Annotated in this window: 23 protein-coding genes; 2 read left to right on the top strand and 21 right to left on the bottom strand. The window is 55.0% G+C overall.

The features are described 5' to 3' along the window. Nucleotides 1-38: 38 nt before the first annotated feature. Nucleotides 39-788, bottom strand: coding sequence for an electron transfer flavoprotein subunit beta/FixA family protein (locus tag RZA33_RS08200; protein WP_317507358.1), 750 nt, complete (start codon nucleotides 786-788; stop codon nucleotides 39-41). 487 nt (nucleotides 789-1,275) lie between these two features. Here RZA33_RS08200 and RZA33_RS08195 point away from each other — a divergent pair, with 487 nt between their 5' ends. Next, nucleotides 1,276-2,940: an electron transfer flavoprotein-ubiquinone oxidoreductase gene (locus RZA33_RS08195; RefSeq protein ID WP_317507357.1), complete on the top strand. Its 1,665-nt coding sequence runs from the start codon at nucleotides 1,276-1,278 to the stop codon at nucleotides 2,938-2,940. A gap of 71 nt (nucleotides 2,941-3,011) precedes the next feature. On the opposite strand, the gene RZA33_RS08190 is transcribed toward RZA33_RS08195, so the two are convergent. The 18 genes from RZA33_RS08190 to RZA33_RS08105 form a co-directional block, all read right to left on the bottom strand. Continuing rightward, on the bottom strand, nucleotides 3,012-5,189 hold the full coding sequence (locus RZA33_RS08190; protein ID WP_317507356.1) for a putative bifunctional diguanylate cyclase/phosphodiesterase: 2,178 nt from the start codon (nucleotides 5,187-5,189) through the stop codon (nucleotides 3,012-3,014). A gap of 109 nt (nucleotides 5,190-5,298) precedes the next feature. Next, a complete protein-coding gene (locus RZA33_RS08185) occupies nucleotides 5,299-5,736 on the bottom strand; it encodes a phosphate ABC transporter substrate-binding protein (protein WP_317507355.1) in 438 nt (145 codons plus the stop codon). Nucleotides 5,737-5,748: 12 nt separating this feature from the next. Continuing rightward, nucleotides 5,749-6,978 (bottom strand): porin, encoded by a 1,230-nt coding sequence (locus RZA33_RS08180; RefSeq protein WP_322976194.1) that lies wholly within the window; start codon nucleotides 6,976-6,978, stop codon nucleotides 5,749-5,751. A gap of 160 nt (nucleotides 6,979-7,138) precedes the next feature. Continuing rightward, nucleotides 7,139-9,349: an ATP-dependent helicase gene (locus RZA33_RS08175; protein WP_317507353.1), complete on the bottom strand. Its 2,211-nt coding sequence runs from the start codon at nucleotides 9,347-9,349 to the stop codon at nucleotides 7,139-7,141. Further along, entirely contained in the window at nucleotides 9,346-9,918 is a 573-nt protein-coding gene (locus RZA33_RS08170; RefSeq protein WP_317507352.1) for a DUF1285 domain-containing protein, read from the bottom strand. The genes RZA33_RS08175 and RZA33_RS08170 overlap by 4 nt, the downstream gene beginning before the upstream one ends. Nucleotides 9,919-9,955: 37 nt before the next feature. Then, entirely contained in the window at nucleotides 9,956-10,786 is an 831-nt protein-coding gene (locus RZA33_RS08165; RefSeq protein ID WP_317507351.1) for a TatD family hydrolase, read from the bottom strand. 43 nt (nucleotides 10,787-10,829) lie between these two features. After that, nucleotides 10,830-11,165, bottom strand: a complete 336-nt coding sequence (locus RZA33_RS08160; RefSeq protein ID WP_317507350.1) for a PilZ domain-containing protein — start codon at nucleotides 11,163-11,165, stop codon at nucleotides 10,830-10,832. A 57-nt stretch (nucleotides 11,166-11,222) separates the two neighbouring features. Further along, nucleotides 11,223-12,209: a DNA polymerase III subunit delta' gene (locus RZA33_RS08155; protein WP_317507349.1), complete on the bottom strand. Its 987-nt coding sequence runs from the start codon at nucleotides 12,207-12,209 to the stop codon at nucleotides 11,223-11,225. Then, on the bottom strand, nucleotides 12,200-12,853 hold the full coding sequence (tmk, locus tag RZA33_RS08150; protein WP_317507431.1) for a dTMP kinase: 654 nt from the start codon (nucleotides 12,851-12,853) through the stop codon (nucleotides 12,200-12,202). The genes RZA33_RS08155 and tmk overlap by 10 nt, the downstream gene beginning before the upstream one ends. A 52-nt stretch (nucleotides 12,854-12,905) precedes the next feature. After that, entirely contained in the window at nucleotides 12,906-13,913 is a 1,008-nt protein-coding gene (mltG, locus tag RZA33_RS08145) for an endolytic transglycosylase MltG (RefSeq protein WP_317507348.1), read from the bottom strand. A 77-nt stretch (nucleotides 13,914-13,990) separates the two neighbouring features. Further along, nucleotides 13,991-14,818, bottom strand: coding sequence for an aminodeoxychorismate lyase (gene pabC / locus RZA33_RS08140; RefSeq protein WP_317507347.1), 828 nt, complete (start codon nucleotides 14,816-14,818; stop codon nucleotides 13,991-13,993). Nucleotides 14,819-14,839: 21 nt separating this feature from the next. Continuing rightward, the gene (gene fabF, locus RZA33_RS08135) at nucleotides 14,840-16,078 is read right to left on the bottom strand and encodes a beta-ketoacyl-ACP synthase II (protein WP_317507346.1); all 1,239 of its coding nucleotides are present in this window, start codon (nucleotides 16,076-16,078) and stop codon (nucleotides 14,840-14,842) included. Between the two features lie 192 nt (nucleotides 16,079-16,270). Beyond that, complete coding sequence (acpP, locus tag RZA33_RS08130; protein WP_317507345.1) at nucleotides 16,271-16,504, bottom strand: acyl carrier protein; 234 nt, start codon at nucleotides 16,502-16,504, stop codon at nucleotides 16,271-16,273. Between the two features lie 124 nt (nucleotides 16,505-16,628). Next, the gene (fabG, locus tag RZA33_RS08125) at nucleotides 16,629-17,372 is read right to left on the bottom strand and encodes a 3-oxoacyl-ACP reductase FabG (protein ID WP_317507344.1); all 744 of its coding nucleotides are present in this window, start codon (nucleotides 17,370-17,372) and stop codon (nucleotides 16,629-16,631) included. 73 nt (nucleotides 17,373-17,445) lie between these two features. Then, nucleotides 17,446-18,405: an ACP S-malonyltransferase gene (fabD, locus tag RZA33_RS08120; protein ID WP_317507343.1), complete on the bottom strand. Its 960-nt coding sequence runs from the start codon at nucleotides 18,403-18,405 to the stop codon at nucleotides 17,446-17,448. Nucleotides 18,406-18,542: 137 nt separating this feature from the next. Beyond that, the gene (gene plsX, locus RZA33_RS08115; RefSeq protein ID WP_317507342.1) at nucleotides 18,543-19,568 is read right to left on the bottom strand and encodes a phosphate acyltransferase PlsX; all 1,026 of its coding nucleotides are present in this window, start codon (nucleotides 19,566-19,568) and stop codon (nucleotides 18,543-18,545) included. 43 nt (nucleotides 19,569-19,611) lie between these two features. Continuing rightward, nucleotides 19,612-19,782, bottom strand: a complete 171-nt coding sequence (gene rpmF / locus RZA33_RS08110) for a 50S ribosomal protein L32 (RefSeq protein WP_317507341.1) — start codon at nucleotides 19,780-19,782, stop codon at nucleotides 19,612-19,614. Nucleotides 19,783-19,817: 35 nt separating this feature from the next. After that, nucleotides 19,818-20,348, bottom strand: a complete 531-nt coding sequence (locus tag RZA33_RS08105; protein ID WP_317507430.1) for a YceD family protein — start codon at nucleotides 20,346-20,348, stop codon at nucleotides 19,818-19,820. 183 nt (nucleotides 20,349-20,531) lie between these two features. Here RZA33_RS08105 and RZA33_RS08100 point away from each other — a divergent pair, with 183 nt between their 5' ends. Further along, a complete protein-coding gene (locus RZA33_RS08100; RefSeq protein ID WP_317507340.1) occupies nucleotides 20,532-21,149 on the top strand; it encodes a nucleoside triphosphate pyrophosphatase in 618 nt (205 codons plus the stop codon). 18 nt (nucleotides 21,150-21,167) lie between these two features. Here RZA33_RS08100 and sppA read toward each other — a convergent pair whose 3' ends face one another. Both sppA and RZA33_RS08090 read right to left on the bottom strand, forming a co-directional pair. Continuing rightward, entirely contained in the window at nucleotides 21,168-22,286 is a 1,119-nt protein-coding gene (gene sppA, locus RZA33_RS08095; protein WP_317507339.1) for a signal peptide peptidase SppA, read from the bottom strand. Between the two features lie 28 nt (nucleotides 22,287-22,314). Further along, complete coding sequence (locus RZA33_RS08090; RefSeq protein ID WP_317507338.1) at nucleotides 22,315-22,965, bottom strand: HAD-IA family hydrolase; 651 nt, start codon at nucleotides 22,963-22,965, stop codon at nucleotides 22,315-22,317. Nucleotides 22,966-23,029: the final 64 nt, after the last annotated feature.

The raw sequence follows: 23,029 nt of genomic DNA, 5'->3' as shown, positions 1-23,029 counted from the left end.
AGCGCTTATCTCAAAGTTATGGTTTTAAAGAACCGACCTTAAAGAACTTTGGCTTCGTTTTTCAGTTTGTCGATCAGCTCGTCTACCGAGGCCACTTTGACGCCGCCTTTACGCTCAGCTGGTGATTCCACTTTGAGCAAGCTCACCTTGGAAGCAACCTCAACGCCGTAGTCGGCGGGGGTCTTAACGTCCAGGGGCTTTTTCTTGGCCTTCATGATGTCCGGCAGCTTGGCGTAGCGGGGTTCATTCAGGCGTAGGTCGGTGGTGACAATAGCGGGTAGCGTCAGGGCGATGGTTTGCAAACCGCCGTCAATTTCCCGGGTCACGTGTACCTTGTCGCCGTCGACCACCACTTCCGAGGCAAAGGTAGCTTGTGGCAGGTTGGTCAGCGCAGCGAGCATTTGGCCAGTCTGGTTGTTATCGGTATCGATTGCTTGTTTACCGAGAATGACCATACCCGGCTGCTCTTCGTCAACCACTTTGGCGAGCAGCTTGGCCACCGCCAGTGATTCGGCGCGCTCGTCGGTTTCGATATGAATAGCGCGGTCGGCGCCCAGCGCCAGCGCGGTACGCAGCTGCTCTTGGGCAGCCTTAGGGCCGATCGTTACCGCCACAACTTCCGTTGCCACGCCCTTTTCTTTTAGGCGCACCGCTTCTTCCACTGCAATCTCGCAGAAGGGGTTCATGGCCATTTTGACGTTAGTGAGATCAACGTCGGTGTGGTCCGCTTTGACGCGAATTTTGACGTTGTAATCAATGACGCGTTTAACCGCGACGAGTACTTTCATAGCTTCCTCGCTTGGCTTTTGGTGAGAGCCGTTAACCTGAGACGGCACCCGCTCTGCGGATACCTCTTTTTAAGACGTATATTGAAGCCTTGGCAACGTCGCCGAAACGATCCACCTGCCTCAACACAGACGCTACCTGCAAATGGTAGCGCTTTTAAATTCAATGCCTAAAATTCATTCAAGCGTTTGATAGGTACGCAAATGAAAAACGTTACTAATTTGCCACAGCCTGCCCACTAGCAACAATACTTATTAGCTAAGGCCTTGGTCGTAGCACTGCACGGCGGCTAGCGAAACATACAGCCAAGAAATGCCGTTTTCACCATCGTAGGCGTGACCTGACACGGGTATTATGCCTATGATGAGGGATAACCAGAAGCAAACGACCGTTTAAAATTAAGGCCATCTGTTTATAAGCATGTTCTCGAACCGTTACCCGTGACGCGCTTTTAGAAAACATGGCACTTAAGTGAATAGGAGAAACCGGGTGGAAACTGTTGAACGCGATGTAATGGATTTTGATGTCGTCATTGTCGGCGCGGGCCCATCCGGGCTTGCCGCTGCTTGCCGCCTAATGCAGCAAGCCAACGAAGCAGAGCAAGAGTTCACGGTCTGCGTGGTTGAAAAAGGCTCCGAAGTGGGTGCGCACATTGTTTCAGGCGCCGTTTTTGAACCGCGTGCGTTAACCGAGCTATTCCCCGATTGGCAAGAGCGTGGCGCGCCCCTCAATACCCCCGCGATTCGCGACGATGTTTATCTGCTGAAAGACGCCGAAAAAGCCCAAAAGCTGCCCAACGCACTTGTGCCTAAAAGTATGCACAACACCGGTGACGATCAGCAACGCTACGTGATCAGCGCAGGCAATCTGTGCCGCTGGCTGGGCGAGCAGGCTGAATCGCTGGGCGTTGAAATATTTCCGGGCTTTGCTGCTCAGGAAACCATTGTCGAAGATGGCGCGGTGCGCGGTATTGTTATCGGCGACATGGGGGTTAGCGCCGACGGCACCCCCAAAGATGGCTATATGCCGGGTATGGAATTGCGCGCCAAATACACCCTGTTTGCCGAAGGCTCCCGCGGCCACCTAGGCAAGCGCTTAATCGAAGACTTCTCACTGGATGCCGGCTGCGATCCGCAGCATTACGGTATTGGCCTTAAAGAGCTATGGGATGTGCCTGCCGATCAGCATGAGCCCGGCCTGGTATTACACGGCTCGGGCTGGCCGTTGGATAGCAACACCCACGGTGGCTGGTTTCTCTACCACGCTGAAAACCAGCAGGTGGTGGTCGGGCTAATCATGGATCTCAGCTATCAAAACCCCTGGTTGTCACCGTTCGATGAGTTTCAGCGTATGAAGCATCATCCAGTCCTTAGCCAATACCTAGCGGGCGGTAAGCGCGTTGCCTATGGGGCCAGGGCAATTACCAAAGGTGGCTTTAACTGCCTGCCTAAAATGACTTTCCCCGGCGGCTTACTAATTGGCTGCGATGCGGGCACGCTCAATTTTGCCAAGATTAAAGGCCTGCATACCGCCATGAAGTCTGGCATGGTCGCTGCGGAAAGTGTGTTTGAGGCCATTAAGGGCGGTGATGAAGGCGCGCAAGAACTGACCAGCTTTACCCAAAAATGGCAAGCCAGCTGGGCTTATCAAGAGCTTAAAGACAGCGCCAGCTTCGGTCCGGCGATCCATAAATATGGCACCGTGGGCGGCGGCGCGTATAATTTTATCGACCAGTTGCTGGGCGGCAAGCTGCCTAACCTACACGACACCACTACCGATCACGGCGCCCTCAGGCCTGCGGCCGAGTTTGAAAAGATCAACTATCCCAAGCCGGATGGTAAGCTATCCTTTGATAAGTCCACCTCGGTATTTGTATCTAATACCAACCATGAAGAGGACCAGCCCTGCCACCTGCGTTTGGCTGACCCAGAACTGCCGGTTCGCGACAACCTGCCTAAATACGCCGAGCCAGCGCAGCGCTACTGCCCGGCCGGGGTCTACGAGGTAGTAGAAGACAGCGCAGGAGAACCGCGCTTTCAGATCAACTTCCAAAACTGCGTGCACTGCAAAACCTGTGATATTAAAGACCCCGCCCAAAACATTACCTGGGTAGCGCCTGAGGGCGGCGGCGGGCCCAACTATCCCAATATGTAAGGGAGTCGGCTAAAACCTGTGCACTGCTTGCCCGGCATTGGCTGTAAAAGGGTAAGCAGTGTCAGCCTAAGCTACTTTTCCCTTTCGCAGCTCTCCTCTGCTGACAACGGTCTATTACTATAAAAGCCATGAAAAGAGAGATTGGAGTGGCTGCCTATGAAGCGGGTCTGCTCATGAGAAGCGACCCCTTTCGCGAACACCTGCATACCCAGACACTTACCCAACTCAACGACCGATGCCGATAACTGCTGGTCACGACGAGTACCTGATAAGCGCTTAACTAACGAAGAACTTACTTTTAACGTATCTACAGGCAAAGCGTTTAAGTCAGATAAAGAAGAATACCCTGTACCAAAATCGTCAATGACTACCTTAACCCCCAGTTTCTTAATCTCGGCAAAGATACTTGCCGTACGCTGAACATCCTGCAGCAGCATGCTCTCAGTAATTTCCAACTCAAGCAGCTTGGGATTCATCCCGGTAGTGGTTAATGCCTCCTTGATATTCTCCGCAAAGCTATTGTCATAAAATTGGCGTGCAGAAATATTGACGGCCATCGTTAACGCGGGAAACCCTTCTTGTTGCCACAGCATGTTTTGCCGACAGGCATTTTCGAGCACCCATTGACCAATGGGCATAGCCAAGCCGCTCTCTTCAGCCAGGATCATGAATTGGGTGGGTTCCAGTAATCCAAGCGTTGGATGCTGCCAACGCAGCAATGCCTCCATGCCAAGCGTGCTGCCTGCTTCGATGTCATGCTTTGACTGGAATAACAACCTAAACTCATGGCCTGCAAGCGCCCGATGCAGGCCAGACTCCAAGGTTAAACGCACATCCATTTCCGCACTTAATTCGTCGGTATAAAACTGGGCATTATTTTTCCCCAGCTGCTTCGCCTGATACATCGCCATATCGGCTCTTTTCAACAATGTTTGCTCATCAAGCCCGTCAAACGGATACAGCGAGACGCCAATACTTACCGAGACATGACACTCCTGGCCCGCCAGCACAAAGGGCTCTCTAACGGAGAAGAGAATTTTTTGGGCGATGGGCTCAATCTGCTCTCGTCGGCTGACCTTACTTAAAAGGATGACAAACTCATCACCCCCTAACCGAGCGACGACATCACTTTCACGCACCGAAGAGGTCAGTCGCCTAGCCACTTCTTGCAGAAGATGGTCGCCGGCGTCATGACCCAAGGTGTCATTGATTAACTTAAAGCGGTCAAGATCCAGGAAAAGCAGCGCGAAGGCGTCACCGTGGCGGCCGCCACGCTTCACGGCCTGAGTAACCAGGTGGCTCAAAAAGCCTCGATTGGGCAAATCAGTTAGCGTGTCATGGAAAGCTAAGTGTTCAAGTTGCTGAGCATGTAATACACGCTCTTCCATTACCCGCTGCCGCTCCCGCTGAAGCTGCAAGCTCAAACGGCCGAGTATAGCCAGAATGATAAGCAGCAGGCCGCTTGTCCAACCGGCCCGCTGCCAATAGTTTCGTGCAAGCTGTTGATCCGCCTCCAACTGCTCTTGGGCAGAGAGCCCTACGACAATCGAAAGGGGAAAATCATACAGTTTGCGTACCAGCGTGTAGCGCTCAACTCCTTGCCAATGTGTCAGAAAGGGCACGCTATCGACAGTGCTTCTTTCCCAAAGCGCTATATCCATCAGTTCGCCTGTATGGATAGTATCTCCTGTGCGTCTAACACGTACGATGCCCTCCGAACTCACTAGTGCCAGCATCCCCTGCTGGCCCAACGACCGAACCTCATAACTGCTCACAAAGTAATTGGCATCAATAGCCATAACGACCCAGCCCGAGCTTCCCTCTTGCTCAGGCATTAATGGCCGGGTAAAGGTCAGCTGCTTATCCTGATAAGGATCTACATCCCCCACGGCTAGGTAATCGTCGCCCAGTGTTCTTTGTGAAGGAGGCGTTAGGCGCTGCCCAAGCAGCCCCGAATTAGTGGTCTCGATAACCATGCCATGCTCATCAACAATGCTGATGGTAAATAGCAGGGAAGGCGGCAATAACCGCTGCTCATTTAACACATTGAGCACATTTTCATGATCGGTACTGTTGGCGGTAAAACATACTAATTTCAGAGCAGTGTCAATTTCTCTTAAAGCTCTTACCACCCGGGCTTCATAAGTGTCGGTAATTTCTCCTACGGACAGCTCTGTCTGACGCTCAATGGCCATACGCTCTTTATTGACCAAAAAATAAGTACTTCCCCATATAACCAACAACATCATTAAAGCCACTAGGCTAAATAGTACCAGTGGCTCTACAAGATGATGTGACCACCGATTAATGAAGCTTTTGGATGGGATGAACCGGCTAGGTCCTGTTTGATCATTGAGGCTACTCAATTGTCACCACTCTCAAACGCTCATCAAGAAAAGAAGGGTCTATATAGCCCAGTGCTTTTGCGTCACTGACGAGTCGCTCTACCATGGCGCGACTATTAGTCAGCGTTTGAGGCGGCTGCCCTCGCCCGGTAAATATCTGTTTAGCCCAGTGTGCCTTGATTTGCGCCGGAGTTTGTCCCGTGTAGTGAAAATAGAACTCACTTCTCGCCGCAGTACCCTCAACCTGATCCAAGGGCTCCACTTGTACTCCGCTGGCTATTAGCGTGCGACGCCCTAAATAAATATCCCTTAAATCGCTGCGGGTAAGGCGAGTAAAGGGTGCCTCGGCTGATACAACCACCAACACCTCGGCCCTAGCAGGGTGATTAACCATAGTCAGCGCTGCCCCCAATAACAGGCTGACCAAGGGCGCAGTAAGACGTTTAAGCATTTGTCACTCTCCTTAAAACACAAAGTCGAGCGCAAGGCTGAACAAGTTGATGCGTCCACCTGGGGTAAATTCGGGCTGTTGATTGATCAGCCCCCCCGATGACTCTGAACGCATATTGATATGATCGTATTGGGCCGTAAAAGCCATACCTGGCCTGAAATCCCAGCGAGCCCCAACCGTAATGCTCTCTTGCTGCATTCCGCTAGATATGAGCTCATTCAATACACCATTTAGTAACTGTGCGCCTTCGGTAAAGGGCGATGGATAAAGGGCAGCATTCAATCCCGGCTCTGAGGTATTACTGGTGACTTTTGCTCGCGCCACGCCCACATACGGCGTCCATTCGGCTATGCGGTAGCCGAATGTCATGTAGGCCCCTTCACTATCCCCTAAAAGAGAAGGTGACGAAGAGCGCGACCACTCTCCCATAACAAACCATGAGCCAGGGTCGTAACTCACCCCTAAGCTCAGTAGACTCGTACGCTTGCCATCAACTTCGTAGCGGCTAGCAATCTCTTCACCGGGTAGGCCAAAAAGACGGTATGCATCGAAGAATCGTGAGATTTCATCTGCGCTCACTTTCAGCTCGCCATAGCTAGCAAACAGAGTAGTGCTGCCCCAATTTGTACGGTGGGAAATGCCCCAGGAATCTTTGGCGTCGATACTTCCGGACTGGTAATCAGCGCTGCCACCACCAAAATTCAGCTGCAGTTCGTTACTGGCGCTCTCACTGTGGTATCGATAGCGAACATCAACGCCATCGAAATTAGCCACCGGAATTAAACGGTACACTTCTTGTGGAGGCCTAACCCAAGGAGTGGCGTAGTTAACCTTACGGTGCTCAGAGGACATAAATGAGCTCTGCACCATACGCCCAGCTCTGAAGCTAAGATTAGGGGTAATGTCGTATTGCACATTGGCCCATTCAATATCCGGTGCGAATGAGCCGTCATACCGCTTCTCGCTGACGACCTGCACAACGGAGGAGAGCTGAGGCGTCATACGCAACGTAGCTTGGAGGCCTAAACGGCTATCTACTTCAGCGCTCCAGTCATCACTATAACCCGCACCTTCTGAAGCAAAGAGGTCGGCAACGAAGTCAGCATTACGCTCGTCAGAATGAACAACCCCCAGCGTGCCGTAACCATTAAATTCCAGATTAGGCAGACCGCTATCGGCAAGCAAGACGCCGCTTTGGGTGACGATCAAAATGGCGCAGAGCCAAGTGGCTTGCCTTACCATGCCCGTTCCCTATTTCATAAGTTATATGCGATGAGCTGCTGAGTATTAGCTCGGTAGGAGTTGAGGTATTAAATCGGCAGGGGCATGCTAAGTCAAACAGCCCTAAAGCTTAATTCGACTGCAAATGTGAAAGAGTGTGTCTTAGTTTTTAATCAACGACTTACCCAGCAAGCGTTGAACCATTTTCCAATAGCTCAATCGGTGCACGGCGGGCAATGAGCCGCCTTCGACCTGCCTGATCAAAGCGCACATCGATGACCGGGTCGCTGGCATTCCCCTCTACGGCGGCAACTTCGCCCTCACCAAAAACGGCATGATGCAGCCGCTGACCGGGGTAAAAATGCGCGCCAGCAGAATAAGCCGCTTGCGTTTCTTCAACCTGCGCTGGCGCAAGCACAATATCGTCACGCCCTAGCCGCGCCAGATAGCGCTCCACCAACCCCACAGAAGCAACTTGTAGGTCAGCCGCAGGCGCGGTAGCACTCGCCAAACAGGCGGCAACCCGCATACTGTCTTGCCAGGCACTCTCGGCGATAAAGCGACTCGGCCGATGCGCGCCGCCGTCATGAAGCACTAAGAGCTGCTCTTGGGCACGGGTAATCCCCACGTAGAACAGCCGCCGCTCTTCTTCTAAACGCTCATCGCTAAGGGGATTATCGCGACTATAGTGAGGAAAATCTTCTTCATTAACCCCAGCGACCGCGACCAGCGGCCACTCAAGCCCTTTAGCACCATGTACGGTGCTAATCAGCACCCCGCCGGCCTGATTTTCTACCGGTCTTTCAAGTAGCTCGATAAAGGCATCAGGGTCTTGCACGCTTTGCGCTTGTTCGATCAGCACGTCGAGTAAGCGCACGTCCTCTTCGCCTTTATCCCGCCGCGCCGCTGCTCGCTTCAGCGTCTTTTCGGCATCAATGCTATCCACCACGTGGCGTAATAGTTTGGCGGGGGGCCATGCATTCAGTTGCGGCAATTCGCACAGCAGCGCCCAGCGCTTTTTCAGCGTGCGCCGCTGGATCGGCTTTAACGCCGTTAGCATAGGATCATGCCGCTCGGGCCATTGCTGGGTAGTTGCTAATTGCTGAGCTAATCGCTGCAACCGCTCGCGAGCAACGAAAGGGGTCGGCTGGGAAAGCAGCAATAACAATTGCTGTGGATCGCGGAGAAGGTCAGGTTGGCGCGACAGTTTTAAATAGCCCGCCAGCGCCTGCACCAGCGGCAGACGAAACACAAAACGGTCCTCGCGCTGGAGCCGAAACGGAATGCCTGCCTGTAATAGCGCCAGTTGAAACGGCACCGATAGTGCCCAGCTGCGTACCAGCAGGCTGGCTTCGTTAAACGCTCGCCCCTGGGCCTGCCAATCCATCAACGCATCAAGTAGCAAGCGGCTGCCCTGCCCCACGGAAACACGCGTCTCCGGGTTATTAGCCGCCGCCAGACATAGCTGGTTGGGACGCCGCTGGTTAGCGGCAATGGCATGATTGGCGGCCAGGGCTAAGGCATGGCCATGACGGAAGGTCGTCGATAACGGATAGTCGGTTGCCTCGCCAAAAGTGGCGGTAAAATTCTCCAGCATGGTGTCGGGCTTGGCGCCACGCCACTCATAAATGCATTGGTTAGCGTCGCCCACCGCCATTACCTCGGCCGTGCGGCCCACCAGCACGGATAAAAGCCGTTGCTGCGCGGCGTTAATGTCCTGATACTCGTCAATAATGACATGATCGAGAAACCCTTCCACGCGACCACTTAGGTCGCTGTCTCCCTCTAAAGCCAACAGCGGGCGGTAGAGCAGATCGGCATAGGTCATCACCCCTTCGGCTGCCAGTAGCCGCTCTCCCTCGGCAAAGGCCGCCGGAAAATAGTCCGTATCGGGGTCTAAATTGAGCCGCGCATAGAGAGCTTCGGGGGTGATCATTTCCGCCTTCACCAAGCCACAGAAATGGGCCAGGGTTTCAAGCCGATCCCCTTCCAGGGCAGCATCGCGACGTTCAACCGCATCGTGAAGCACGTTGAGGCTCGCCTGGCGCAGCAGCCTTTCTAACTGCCAATCGGCGGATAATAGCTGGCGCGGGGTCAGTGCGCCCCAGCGGCACAGGCTTTGGGTCAAGCGGTGGCCCAGGGAATGAAAGGTGCGCACATCCGGCAGCGCTTGCCCAGATGGCGCCATGGAAGCTAACCGGCGCTGAAAATCGTCTTTGGCTGAACGGTTAAACATCAGCACCAAAATCCGCTTCGGCGGCACGCCGCTAGCCAATAGATGCAGCACCCGGGCAGCCATGGTGGTGGTTTTACCCGCCCCCGCCACAGCCGCCACTCGCGCGTGTCCTGCTTGATGATTGACTACAGCTTGCTGTTCGGCGGTTAGTTTCACGGCGCCTCGCCCACGGATGCGTCGTCCAGTTGGCCCAGCGCAAACCAGCACCCGGCACTCATGACGCCAACCTCATTGACACCCTCGCCTACCTCACGGGTTTCAGCGGCGTCAACCAACTGGTAATAAACATGCCGGTGCAGTCGCGCAGCCAACCCAAAACGTACCGGTAGTTGCGGCACGGCCTCGCCTCGGGGAGTTAAAGTAACAGACAGCGGATGTTCAGCATCAAGACGAACCACGTCATCAAACTGAGTAGTCAACCACCAGGCGCCGTCGTGAAAGTCAGCTTCCACGGCAACCAATGGCAGGTCTTCCACGTGAATACGCCAGCGCTCACTGGGAGTCACCAAGCAGTAGCCATCGTCGTCATGGCGCAACAGTGTTGCCAGTAAACGTGCCACCTTGGGCCGAGCAAACGGCTTACCCTCGTGCCACCAGCTGCCGTCGGCGCGAATGGTCAGATTCATATCCCCAGAGAGCGCAGGCTGCCACTCATCAAGTGGTGGAATCGTAACCTCGCGCTCTTCCTCTAGACTACTTTGCTGCAACAATCTATCCAGATTCATCACCCACCTCGCTCATCATATCGGTGACACTACCTGGCTACAAAAGCCCGGACTGAGCCAGCGCTTGCTTAACATTGGCGGGCGCATCGGGCGCAGCGGCACGGAACAGCTGATAAAAGTTGACGGTGGTCTGCATCGCGACCTCATCAACGCTAATGCCCCGCTCATTGGCAATGCACTCGGCGACTTCTACCACCCACGCTGGCTGGTTGGGCTTGCCGCGATAAGGCACTGGCGCTAGGTATGGGCTGTCGGTCTCAATCAGCAGGCGATCCAGCGGCAGCTGACGGGCAAGCTCACGCAGCGATGCGGCATTACGAAAGGTAATGATGCCGGAGAGTGAAATATAAAAGCCTAGCGCTACTGCTTCACGGGCCATCGCCAAGTCTTCCGTAAAACAGTGTAATACACCGCCCACACGCGGGTCGCTATATTCGCGCAACAGTTCGAGGGTGTCTTGCTTGGCTTCCCGGGTATGAATAATCACCGGCAGCTCCAACTCCCGTGCGGCCAGCAAATGGCGCTTAAAGCGCTCACGCTGTACCTCGACAGGCACGCTGCCGGCGTAGTGGTAATCGAGACCGGTTTCACCAATCGCTACCGCGCCATACTGCTCGGCGGCGTCAGTGATATCCGCCACGCTAGGCTCGCTAACCGGCGTATGCAAGGGGTGCAGGCCTGCGGAAATTACCACGTCCTGATGGGCGCGGGCGATTGCCGCCAGCTGCGGCATATCCTCTAAAGTAACGGCAACAGCCAGAAACTGACTCACATGCGCTGCGCGGGCGGCCGCTAGGGTGGCGGCAATATCGCCCCCGTGGGTTTGGTCGGATAAGCGATCTAAATGACAGTGGGAATCGACAAACATGCAGGTCTCAATAACGGGTGGGTAAGCGTTTTAACCATTGGGGTCAGAGCGTAAACGACGGTGCCGCTTTGTCTAGTTGACCGGCTAGCAGCGTCTCAATGCGATCACGCACGGGATAATCTTCCTGACTAAAATGCAGGCCAATGCCCGGCATACGCCGTCCGCTCACGCCAGCGGGGGATACCCACACCACATATCCAGAAAGTGAAAGTCGTTCACTTTCCCCCGGCAGTGTGAGCAATAAAAATACCTGCTGACCAAGCGCGTAGGGCGTCTGAGTGGGAACAAAAATCCCACCACGATCCAGAAAAGGCATATACGCGGAAAGCAGTGTCGGCACATCCGGAACGGTAAGAGAAAGCGCTTTCTGAGCTGCCATGAAGACCTCGCTGCCTTGCCTGAGGTAGCAAACGTTAAGATAAGAAAGTGCTCACTACTAGGAGCGCAATAGCGCTGCCCAGCGCACTAGCCATGCTTCTAACACTAGCTGGGGGTTGGGATTAGCCCCCACCGCCAGCAAGCGACGCTGCTCACGGGCGTAATCCAATAAACGAAACCAGTCTTGTACGCGACCATTCTTGACCGCCTGGCGGTAGAGCGGCTCAAGATCGGGATTATGCAACACCGCGGCTTCCCCGGATAAGCCCAATCGAATCAGGTCTTCCAGCCAAGCGATACCGTACCATAAGATGGCATCAATCGCCTGGCGATCCAAGCGGGCCGCTTCTGAAACTGGCTCCGCGCCGCGTACTAACTGTTCAAAGCTGTCGTGGATTTGGTGGCGCAAAGCGCGCTCTTCGGGGGCGGCTAGCTCTACTGCGAGAAGAGGCAGGCCGCCAGCGACCTGCCACCAAAAGTAAGCTTCATCCACGCTGCCCAACTGTTCAATTAGCCATCCGCGACATGCTTCAAAGGTAACGCTAGGCAGCGACCACTGCTGGCAGCGGGAGCGAATCGTTGGGAGCATCCGCGACGGTACGTCGGAGAGCAAAATAAACAGCGTTTTATCGCCGGGCTCTTCAAGGCTTTTAAGCAGCGCATTGGCGGCAGCCGTGTTCATAGCCTCGGCGGGAGCAATCACAATTACCCGATAGCCGCCTTGCTGGGCCGTTTGCGAGACAAAACGGTTGACCTCGCGGATCGGGTCAATACGGATCTGGCGTTTGCCCTCTTCCGGCGAGACACGCAACAAGTCTGGGTGGTACCCGGAGGCCAACATGGCGCAGCTATGGCAATGGCCGCAGGCTTGATCCGCAGGCTTGGCGCATAGGGTGCGGGCGATTAACGCCTCGGCCAGCTGCTGCTTACCCACGCCATGAGCACCGTGAATCAGCAACGCGTGGGGAATTCGCCCCCCCTCAGCCAAACGCATTAATTGCTGCCAGGTGGCCTGATGCCAGGGCATAACGCCAGTTAACACCATGCGGTTACTCGCGCAGACAGGGTTTGCTCGATTTGTGCCTGAACATCCACTAACGCGTGCTGGGCATCAATCACTGCAAAACGCTCGGGGGCTTGCGCCGCACGCGCCAGATAGGCTTCACGCACCGCCTGAAAGAAGTCGCCTTGTTCCTTTTCAAAGCGGTCCCGCTGTTCTTGGCGATCGTTCAGGCGTGACTCTAAGCGCTTTGTGGCAGCTTCTTTGGGCATATCCAGCAGTAACGTCAGATCAGGCGCAAGCCCTTGCTGAACAAACGCTTCGAGAACGGCGATACGCTCCTTGGCAATGCCTCGCCCACCGCCCTGATAGGCAAAGGTGGCATCGGTAAAGCGATCGCAGACCACCCAGGCGCCACGCGCCAGCGCAGGCAGAATTTTTTCTGCTAAATGCTGCGCTCGTGCAGCGAACATGAGCAGCAGCTCTGCGTCCACGTGCAGCGGTTCTTGCGGGGCGGGGTCCAGCAGTAGTGCACGAATGGCTTCGCCACGAACGGTGCCGCCCGGCTCACGGGTGCGCACCACTTCCAGCCCCTGAGCTTCTAAACATTCGGCGACAAAGCTCACGTTGGTGGATTTTCCCACGCCTTCGCCGCCTTCCAGCGTAATGAAGCGTCCACGCTTAGTCATCATGCTCCCTTACTTTGGTGTTTGATCAATGATGGCTGATGGATCATGACGTTTACCGATTACGAATGTAGCGGTTAACGGCGTTATTATGTTCGCGCAGCGTACGCGAGAAATGATGCGTGCCGTCACCGCGAGATACGAAATAGAGCGTTTCCCCTGGCAATGGATTCACCGTCGCCTCTAACGAAGCGCGCCCCGGCAGAGCAATCGGCGTGGGGGGCAGGCCGTCAATCACATAGGTATTATAAGCGGTTGCTTCCCGCAAATCGCTGTGGGTAATCTGGCCTTCATAGCGCTCGGCCATTCCGTAAATCACCGTTGGATCGGTTTGTAAGCGCATGCCCTGTTCCATACGGCGTTTAAATACCCCGGCAATCTCCGGCCGTTCTTCGGGCGCGCCGGTTTCCCGCTCAATGAGGGAGGCCATGATCAACGCCTCGTAAGGGGAGTCAATAGTGAGATCATCATCGCGCTCTGCCCATACTTCTTCCAGAATACGCTCCATGCGCTGCAAGGATTGGCGCAAAATATCCACGTCGCTCATGCCTAGGTGGTAGCGATAGGTATCGGGGAAAAACCAGCCCTCCGGAAAGGTGCCTTCACGGTCGAGCAGCGTCATCACCTCTGCATCGCTCATATCAGCGGTACGATGATCAAGCTTAGGCGCCGTATTCAGCAGCTCGCGCATTTGCCTAAAGGTCCAGCCCTCTGGAATCGTCAATGGGTAGCTAACCACGTCGTTACTGCCCAACAGGGCCATCATCTCAAGACCACTCATGCCCGGTAACAAGCGGTACTCGCCGCTGCGTAGGCGCGGTACACGGTCAGGCTCGATGCGTGCTAACAGCTGAAAAGCCCAAGCGTCATCTAGCACGCCCTGCGTCTCTAGTTCCCCCACCACTTGGTTAAACCCGGCACCCGAGGGAACTTGATAGAGCATAGGCTCATCAAGGGCGAGCGGCGTCTCTAAACGGCTCTGCCAATAGGCATAACCACCTACCGCAGCAGCAGCCCCTATCACCACCACTACCAAAAAAGCGGCTAATAACCGTTTCACCATGACACCTCAAAGACCGTTGTAGAGCGATATATTTTTAAATCTTAATATTTACGGAAAGTCATACTTGGCAACGAACGCTAAAGAATCGACGTCTCGTAGCCTAATAAGGGATGCGCTAAACACTGAAGTGGATCGCTGGCAGGCAAGCGCCAGCGCTGTAGCTGTGAACCATTAGCAGAAAGCAGCGTGGTGACAGGCCACACGCCCTGTACCGAATTAGCCACCCAAAGTTGATCAACAACGCTTAGTTCACCCAGCGGCAAGGCAGCCTGAGTCACAACGCCTTGATCAATCAACGCCGCGCGCAGCGTACCGGCCACACCGCACTGGTCAAGCAGCGGGGTAAACAGCCCCCCCGCCTGCTGCCAAAAAACATTCATGCTGGTGGCTTCCACTACACTACCAGCGCTATCAGCAAGCAGTCCTTCTGCGATACTGACATCACGCCATTCACGACGCGCCAGCACGTTTTCCAAACGATTCAGATGTTTAATGCCCGCCAAACGCGGCTGGTGACCAAGTCGCAAGTCACAAAGCCGTACCTTAACGCCTGCCTCCCAACGCTTAACCATTGGCTGGAAAGGCGTGCGTCGGCTAAGCAAACGGGGTGTAACGTTATCAGGTTCGGCGTAGCCGCGGCCCCCACTACCTCGGGTCAGTATGAGCTTAAGCACTTCGAGCTCAGCGGTAGGTTCGCCCTGCCAGCATGCCTCAAGCGCCTCCTGGCAAGGGAACGGTATCCCTAAACGATCACAGCCTAGCGCCAGACGTGCTGTGTGATAGCGCCACAGTACAGGTGCGCCAGCGCGCAGCAGCACCGTTTCGAACAAACCATCACCATACGCTAGGCCGCGGTCATCGAAAGGCACCCAAGCATCAGCAGAGGCTTGATGATCAAAATACACTGGGCGCGGCCTCATCGTTTACTAGACTTTCTTAAACAGCAGCGAGCCGTTAGTACCGCCAAAGCCAAACGAGTTGGAAAGCGCCATATCGATTCGCATATCTCGCGCGGTATGCGGCACGTAATCGAGGTTGCAACCTGCCTGGGGGTTATCCAAATTGATCGTAGGCGGCGCTACCTGATCACGAATGGCCAAGATACTAAATACCGCCTCTACCGCACCAGCGGCACCCAGCAGATGGCCAATCATTGATTTTGTCGAACTTACCGCCACGCTCTTGGCAGCTTCGCCCAGGACGTTCTCAATGGCACGACTTTCAGCTAAATCGCCTGCGGCGGTAGAGGTGCCGTGAGCATTAATGTAGTGAACCTCAGACACGTCCACCTGGGCATCTTTGATCGCGTTGCGCATCGAAAGCGCTGCGCCACGGCCATCTTCCGGGGGCGACGTCATGTGATAGGCGTCATCGCTCATGCCAAAGCCAACCAGCTCAGCATAAATATTTGCGCCGCGAGCCTTCGCATGCTCATACTCCTCCAACACCAGCACACCGGCGCCGTCGGATAACACGAAACCGTCTCGCTCGGCGTCCCAGGGACGGCTGGCCGCTTCAGGGTCATCATTGCGCGTTGAAAGCGCACGCGCGGCTGAGAAGCCGCTAAGGCCTAACGGCGTCGTCGCCATCTCAGCACCGCCACAAATCATCACATCGGCGTCGCCATAGGCAATCGTACGCGCACTGTAGCCAATATTGTGGGTCCCCGTTGTACAGGCGGTGGTAATCGCGATATTCGGCCCTCTAAAGCCATGCTGGATCGCCATATTGCCCGATATCATATTAATGATAGAGCCCGGCACAAAGAACGGCGAGACCTTACGCGCGCCACCTTTGTTGAGTGCATTATGGTTATGCTCGATCATCGGCAACCCACCAATGCCTGAGCCAATCGCTACCCCAATACGGTCAGCATTTTCCTCAGTGCATTCGATACCCGAATCGTCAACAGCCTGGGCACCAGCCGCCATGCCGTATTGAATAAATAAATCCATCTTGCGGGCATCTTTAGGATTTAAATACGGACTGATGTCAAAGTCTTTAATCGAACCACCGAAGCGAGTGTTAAAACCGCTGGTATCGAAATGCTCTATGGGCGTAATACCGCTTTTACCAGCAACGATATTGGCCCACGACTCATCCACCCTATTGCCCACTGGGGTCACCAGGCCTAACCCAGTTACCACTACCCTTTTCCGTGCCATAAGCTTTCCTCCAGGCATCCATGGTGACGCGACCCACTTGGGGTCATCTGCTGCTTAAATTTGGTCAACAGTATAACGGAGATTGAACGTTATAAGCAGTGTGGCAGCAAAGCAAAAAAGCCGCCCTGAAAAAGGACGGCTTTTAAGGCGGGCGATAATCACCCCACCTAGGTTCGATGCATCAACGCAGCCCTACTGGTGAGAGTTTACGTAATTGATAGCCTCTTGAACCGTGGTGATCTTCTCAGCTTCTTCATCGGGAATTTCAGTGTCAAATTCCTCTTCCAAAGCCATTACCAGCTCAACGGTGTCGAGCGAATCAGCGCCCAAGTCTTCTGTAAAAGAAGAGCTGTTTTGGATGTCTTCTTCTTTAACGTTCAGGCGCTCCGCTACCACTTTCTTCACGCGCTCTTCAATAGTACTCATTAACGTACTCCAGTCGTTCACATTAGCCGTTTTTGATAACCAGCTATTTGGAAACCGCAAGCCAAAAGCTGCGGGGTAGTTTATAGACGCCCTTAGGTCGACGCAACCGCCAAACCTAAGGCCATCAACGCATATTCATGCCGCCATTCACGTGAAGTGTCTCACCGGTGATATACCCGGCGGCATCACTGGTTAAAAACCCCACCGCGGCGGCGATCTCTTCCGGCGCACCTAAACGGGCCAACGGAATTTGTTTAAGCAGCATCTCGTGCTGCGCTTCCGGCAGCGCCTCGGTCATATCGGTGGCAATAAAGCCCGGTGCCACTGAATTCACCGTAATCGCCCGCGAAGAAACTTCGCGAGCCAATGCCCGGCCAAACCCTTCCATACCCGCCTTAGCCGCAGCATAGTTAGTTTGACCCATGTTGCCCATGGTTGCCACTACCGAGCTGATCGACACAATACGCCCAAAGCGCGCTTTAGTCATGCCCCGCAAACAAGCTTTACTGACACGATAGACAGATTTAAGGTTGGTATCCATAACGGAATCCCACTCGTCTTCTTTCATGCGCATCAGCAAATTGTCACGGGTGATACCAGCATTATTGACCAAAATGGTCGGTGCACCAAAGCGCTCCGTAATAGTTTTTAATACACCATCAATGCTGGCTTGATCGGTCACATTGAGGCACAGACCCGCGCCTTCAATGCCGTTTTGCTTCAAATAGGCATCAATTTTCTCAGCGCCTGATTCACTGGTCGCTGTGCCAATGACGATACGCCCCTGGCGACCCAGCTCGTAGGCGACTGCCTGACCGATACCACGACTCGCCCCTGTTACCAGAGCAACTCTACGTTCTTGTGTCATAACGTTCTGCCTTTAACCGAGTTAACCAGCAAGGATAGTGCAATCAAGAATAGGCCAAGACCATACCCCATATTCACCCCTTGTCAGTTAACGTTTCACGCGCCAGCTCCAGCGCGGCAATCAAGCTGTCAGGATCATTCACCGCCAGCCCCTTACTGCCCTTCACGATACGCTTATTGAGCCCTGTCAACACCTTTCCTGGACCACACTCAATAAACACTTCTACACCCTGATCCGCCATTGTTTCAACGCAAGAGCTCCAGCGCACCGGCTGATAAAGCTGTTCAATAAGCCGCGTTTTGAGCGTAGCAATATCGGCGTGCGCCTGCGCGTCGACATTTTGAACCACGGTGTAGCGCGGGGTACGCAGTTCAATCGTCTGCATCGCCGCCGCCAAACGCTCGGCAGCTGGGCGCATTAATGCACAGTGCGAAGGCACTGAAACGGGCAGCGCCATGGCACGCTTGGCCCCTGCTTCTTGGCAGGTAAGCATCGCCCGCTCAACGGCCGCTTTGGACCCTGCGATGACTACTTGGCCAGGGGAGTTATAGTTGACAGCAGAAACCACGTCGCCTTGGGCAGCTTTTTCGCAGGCAGCCTCAACGGCATCGTCTGCCAAGCCTAGTATCGCCGCCATTCCCCCTTCACCCGCGGGCACCGCTTCCTGCATTGCTTCGCCACGCAGGCGCACCAAATTTACGCCCTCGGCAAAGCCCATCACACCAGCGCACACCATCGCACTGTATTCGCCCAAACTATGACCAGCCATCACACTGGGGCGAGGCCCTTCCAGCTCCTGCCATACGCGCCAGATAGCGACGCTTGCAGAGAGCAGCGCAGGCTGGGTGCAGGCGGTGGCATTAAGCGCCGCTTCCGGGCCCTCTTGGACGACTTTCCATAAGTCGTAGCCCAACGCTTCTGACGCTTCCTCAAATGTCGTTCCCACCACACTATAACGCTCGGCTAGCTCTCGCAGCATTCCAAGCTGCTGAGAGCCTTGCCCGGGGAAAATGAGGGCAAGGGGTTGAGACATGTTGTTCACCTTTGCTCTTTTAGGCATTTGCTCATATGAGCGATAGGCAAGGTTATTGGCACATCCTAATGCCATCTATAACCCGCAAAAAAAACTAGCAGTATTATTATCCAATCACGTCGATCAGAAATCATCGGCTACAAAGATGACGCCTGCCAGCGGCCTGCAATACGCGCAGGCAAGTCATGTTCGACTTCTTGCAGGGCGCGATGGATAGCGTAGTAGAAACCATCAGCGTGCGCACAGCCGTGACTTTTCACCACGATACCTCGCAACCCTAACAAGCTGGCACCGTTGTAGCGCACAGGATCAAGCTCTTGCTTTAATCGCTTCAACACAGGCTTGGCCAGTAGGCTTGCCAAACGACCGCTTAGCCGCGATTCAAACGCCAACTGCACGCGCTCTACCAGCATACTCGTCAAACCTTCGCTTGCTTTTAGAACGGCATTACCTACAAAACCGTCGCACACTACCACGTCGAGCTGGCCTTTAAACACATCGCCGCCCTCCGCGTAGCCGTGGTATACAAAGGGATCGCGACCCGCGCGTTCACGCAGCAAACGATCCGCCTCCCGCACGCTTGCACTGCCTTTGGTAGCTTCGGCACCCACGTTAAGCAGCGCAACCCGAGGCTGAACCGTGCCGTCGACACACTGCGCCATCGCCGCGCCCATCAGGGCAAAATCAACTAGCCGATGCGCGGGCGAGTCTACGTTGGCACCCAAATCTAATAAATAGCAGCGGCCGCCATTGCGCGCGGGAATGGCGGTACTGATCGCGGGACGAGACACGCCCTCGACCATACCTAGCTCGCGTCGCGCCAGCGCCACCAGCGCGGCCGTACTGCCCGCACTGACGCCAGCAACTGTATCTCCTAGCGCAACGCTTCGCAGCATCTGGCCCATGCTGGTTGCCTGCCCTCTGCGCAGCGCCCAGGCAGCCGTTGCCGATGATGCAACGCTATCTGGCGCATCATAGACCACTAAACGTGACGTTGCCGCAGCCAAGGGCCGCGGCAAGCGTGATAGTTCAGCAGCAATTTGCTGATGCGGGCCAAACAGGACCAGTTCAAGGTGGGGATGTTCCACCGCCGCCATGGCGGAGCCTGCGATAATCGCCTGGGGGCCTTGGTCACCCCCCATCACATCAATCGCTAGGCGCATACCGCACCGAGTCCGTTGAGCCGCTTAGTAACGCAATTGAGGCTTATACCTCAATCACTTTACGCCCACGGTAAAAGCCGTCCGGAGAAACGTGGTGACGCAGGTGAGTGGTACCGGTTTCTTTGTCCTGAGACAGTGTCGCTGCGGTCAGCGCATCGTGGCTACGACGCATGCCGCGCTTGGAACGAGTTTTACGGTTCTTTTGAACTGCCATGGGGTTTACTCCAAGGTATTTAAGGTAAAGGGTGCTTATTTTTTGCCTTTCAAGGCATTAAGCACCGCGAAAGGGTTTGTCGCTGACGTTGTGTCTGACGCCGCGCCTTCTGTTTTGCTGACCAGCTGCTCCGCCGAGACATAACAGTCGGCTTCATCGTGATAAACCACCTGGGGCAGACTGAGAATTAATTCATCCTCTACTACCGTCAGAAGGTCCAGCTGTTCCTTTTCCACTAGCACCGGTTCATGACTGGCAGGCAGCTCGGACGCTAAGGCTTCGTCAGTGACCATGCCAAGCAAAAAGTCGCTGCTTACCTGTTGGGGCAGCGGCACTAGGCAGCGGCGACAGGCAAGCGCTAACGTCGCCTGCAAGTGGCCACGAATTTCACGGCGACCTTGAGCATCGACGCCAAACTCAAGCACGACATGACAGTCGCCGGTTTGGGCACCCGCTTCTTCGGTAAGACGTGGCAGCTTATCAAGCGCTACCAAGCCTTCGATTCGTTCGTGGCGGGCTGCAAGCTTATAAGGCTCAACCCGACTGGGGAGTTGTGAGGTCAACATAGGCGCGCAATGATAGGCACTCCCCCCGTTGGTGTCAAAGCCGTCGTTATATTTCTGCATACTTTCCTCAATAAATAACCTGCATAGGCTGCCATTAAGCCGCCTACATACACCTCTTCGTGGTTTCGCTACACTCCATCTTTTGGCTTTCAAAAGCGTTACAAAGCAATTCAGGAGATAGTTGTGACCTCAGCATCCTTGAAAGAATCCTCGCCAGCCGAGCTTGTACTTGCCTCCAGCTCACGTTGGCGCCGCGCGCTACTGGACCGCTTGCAACTCCCCTACCAGTGCCTTTCGCCGCAGATCGACGAAACCCCTTACAGCGGCGAAACGCCCCATGCCCTGGTGCATCGGCTGGCATTGAGCAAAGCTAACGCCGTTGCCGCTCGCTTTCCCCAGCACTGTATTATCGGCTCCGACCAAGTAGCGGTCTTTGAGGGTGATATTCTTGGCAAACCGCATACTGCCGAAAAAGCCTGCGCCAACCTGGCTCGTTTCTCGGGTCAGCGGGTCACCTTTTTAACCGGTTTAGCGCTACTGGATACACGGCATCAGCGCCATCAAGTTCACGTCGAGCCCTTCGAGGTGGTGTTTCGCACATTGAGCACGCCGGAAATCGAAAACTACGTCGCCAAAGAGCAGCCGCTAGACAGCGCTGGCAGTTTTCGCATGGAAGGCCTAGGCATTGCACTGTTTGAGAAGCTGGAAGGCCGTGACCCCAACGCACTGATCGGACTGCCACTGATTGCGCTTTGCGACATGCTACGCCAAGCAGGCCTGGACCCGCTTGGCGCTCACTAACCAGCCGACCCTAAAAAGCTAGAAGCGCATAGGCGAGCTGGGCGCACTCACGCCCAGTGCCTCTGCTGCCATCTGGGTAAAACGCCGCGTAAAACGCTCAAACGGGTCTAGGCTCGGGGTGTAGTCCACCCAATCGGTGTTACCCACTTGACTACGAGACAGCTGTTCGAGGCTACCCAACTGATCGACCAAGCCCAGCTCAATGCTTTGCTCACCACTCCAAATCAGCCCCGAGAAAATATCCGGGCTATCGCCGAGCCGCTCACCGCGCCCGGCGCGCACGTCATCAATAAACTGGCGATGGGTTTGGCTGAGAACGCCCTGCCAGAACTGCTCTGCTTCTTCATCTAGCGGCTGAAACGGATCAAGGAAGGCCTTATTCTCACCAGCGGTAAGCACGCGACGCTCAACACCTAGACGCGATATTGCCTCCTCAAAACCAAACCCCGCGTAAATGACACCAATTGAACCCACTAAGCTCACCGGCGAGGCCACAATCTCGTCAGCCGCAGCGGCAATGTAATAAGCACCGCTGGCACCAATATCCTCAATCACCGCAATAATGGGCTTATCGCCCTGATCACGCAGGCGCATGATTTCAGCATAGATGCGCTGAGACTGGACCGGACTGCCGCCGGGGCTGTTAATGTGCAGCACTACGGCGGCAGCGCTCTCCGCCTCCCAAGCACGGCTTAAACCTTGAATGATACGCTCCGCATTGGCCGGTGAGTCGCTAGCGATCACTCCATTGACTTCAACAATACCCAAGTGTCGCTGCGCGGGGGTAGAGACACTCGGCGAGTCCCAAAACAGGCTGTAAAACGTGGTAAACAGTGAGGCCAATACGATGGCGGTTAGTATCAGTCGGAAAAACAACTTCCAGCGACGGGTGCGCCGCTGTTCGGTTAACACTCCGCCAACCCAGTGATCCAACATTTCTATTTGTGCCAACCGCTGGCGTTCGCGTAACGTCTCTGCATCGTCACCAGGCCAGCCAGCAGCAGACTCGGAACTGCTTTTTTTACCTGGAGTCACCTCTGGCCCTTGGGTCCAACGGTCCTCTTTTGGCTGTGTATCGTGCGGAGAATCGCTAGGCTGATCGCCAGCGTCACCTTGGCGTGTTTGATCGTCGCTCATAAAATATCCTTATGCAGACTCAGGCCACTTAACCGTGCAGCCAATCAAAGAGTTCATCTACGTTGTGGGCTATCCACTTGGGGTGGCTAAGCGCCAAACGCGACGGGGTATGCACGCCATAAGTCACCCCTACACTATCCATGCCAATTGCCCGCGCCATTTCCAGATCGTACTCAGTATCACCCACCATCACCGCCCGCTCGACAGGCACTGAAAGTTCAGCGAGCAGCTCTGAAAGCATCTGCGGGTGCGGCTTAGAACGGGTTTCATCGGCCGTGCGGCTGGCATGAAACCAGTCACCGCTGCCGGTTTCGGCAAAAATACGCGCTAGCCCGCGACGGCTTTTCCCCGTCGCCACTGCCAAGCGTTGCGCTTCACGACCGCGCAAACGGGCGATATGGGCTTCCACGCCGCTAAAAAAAGCCATCGGCGTGGTATTCGCCGCCACAAAGTGATGCGCGTAGCGCTCGCGTAGCCGTTCGGCCTGGGCAGGCAGAATGCCGGGGCACAGTTTGTTGATCGCCTCGGGCAACCCCAGACCGATAATCTCTTCGACCTCAGCGGATGTCAGCGCCCCCCACTCAGCCTCTAACGCGGCGGCCTGCATGCACGAGACAATACGCGGCACGGAGTCCATCAAGGTGCCGTCCCAATCGAAAATAATCAGCTCGTACTGCATGGCTGCTCCTCTGTTAAAGGCATAAAAAGTTAAAGAGTAAAGAGTGGAAGGACAAATCAACGAC

This window comes from Halovibrio sp. HP20-59 (genome assembly GCF_033052795.2).
In the GTDB taxonomy this organism is placed as follows: Bacteria; Pseudomonadota; Gammaproteobacteria; order Pseudomonadales; family Halomonadaceae; genus Vreelandella.
The sequence above is the reverse complement of the archived record's forward strand: the minus strand, read 5'-3'. Positions and strand labels throughout refer to the sequence as shown.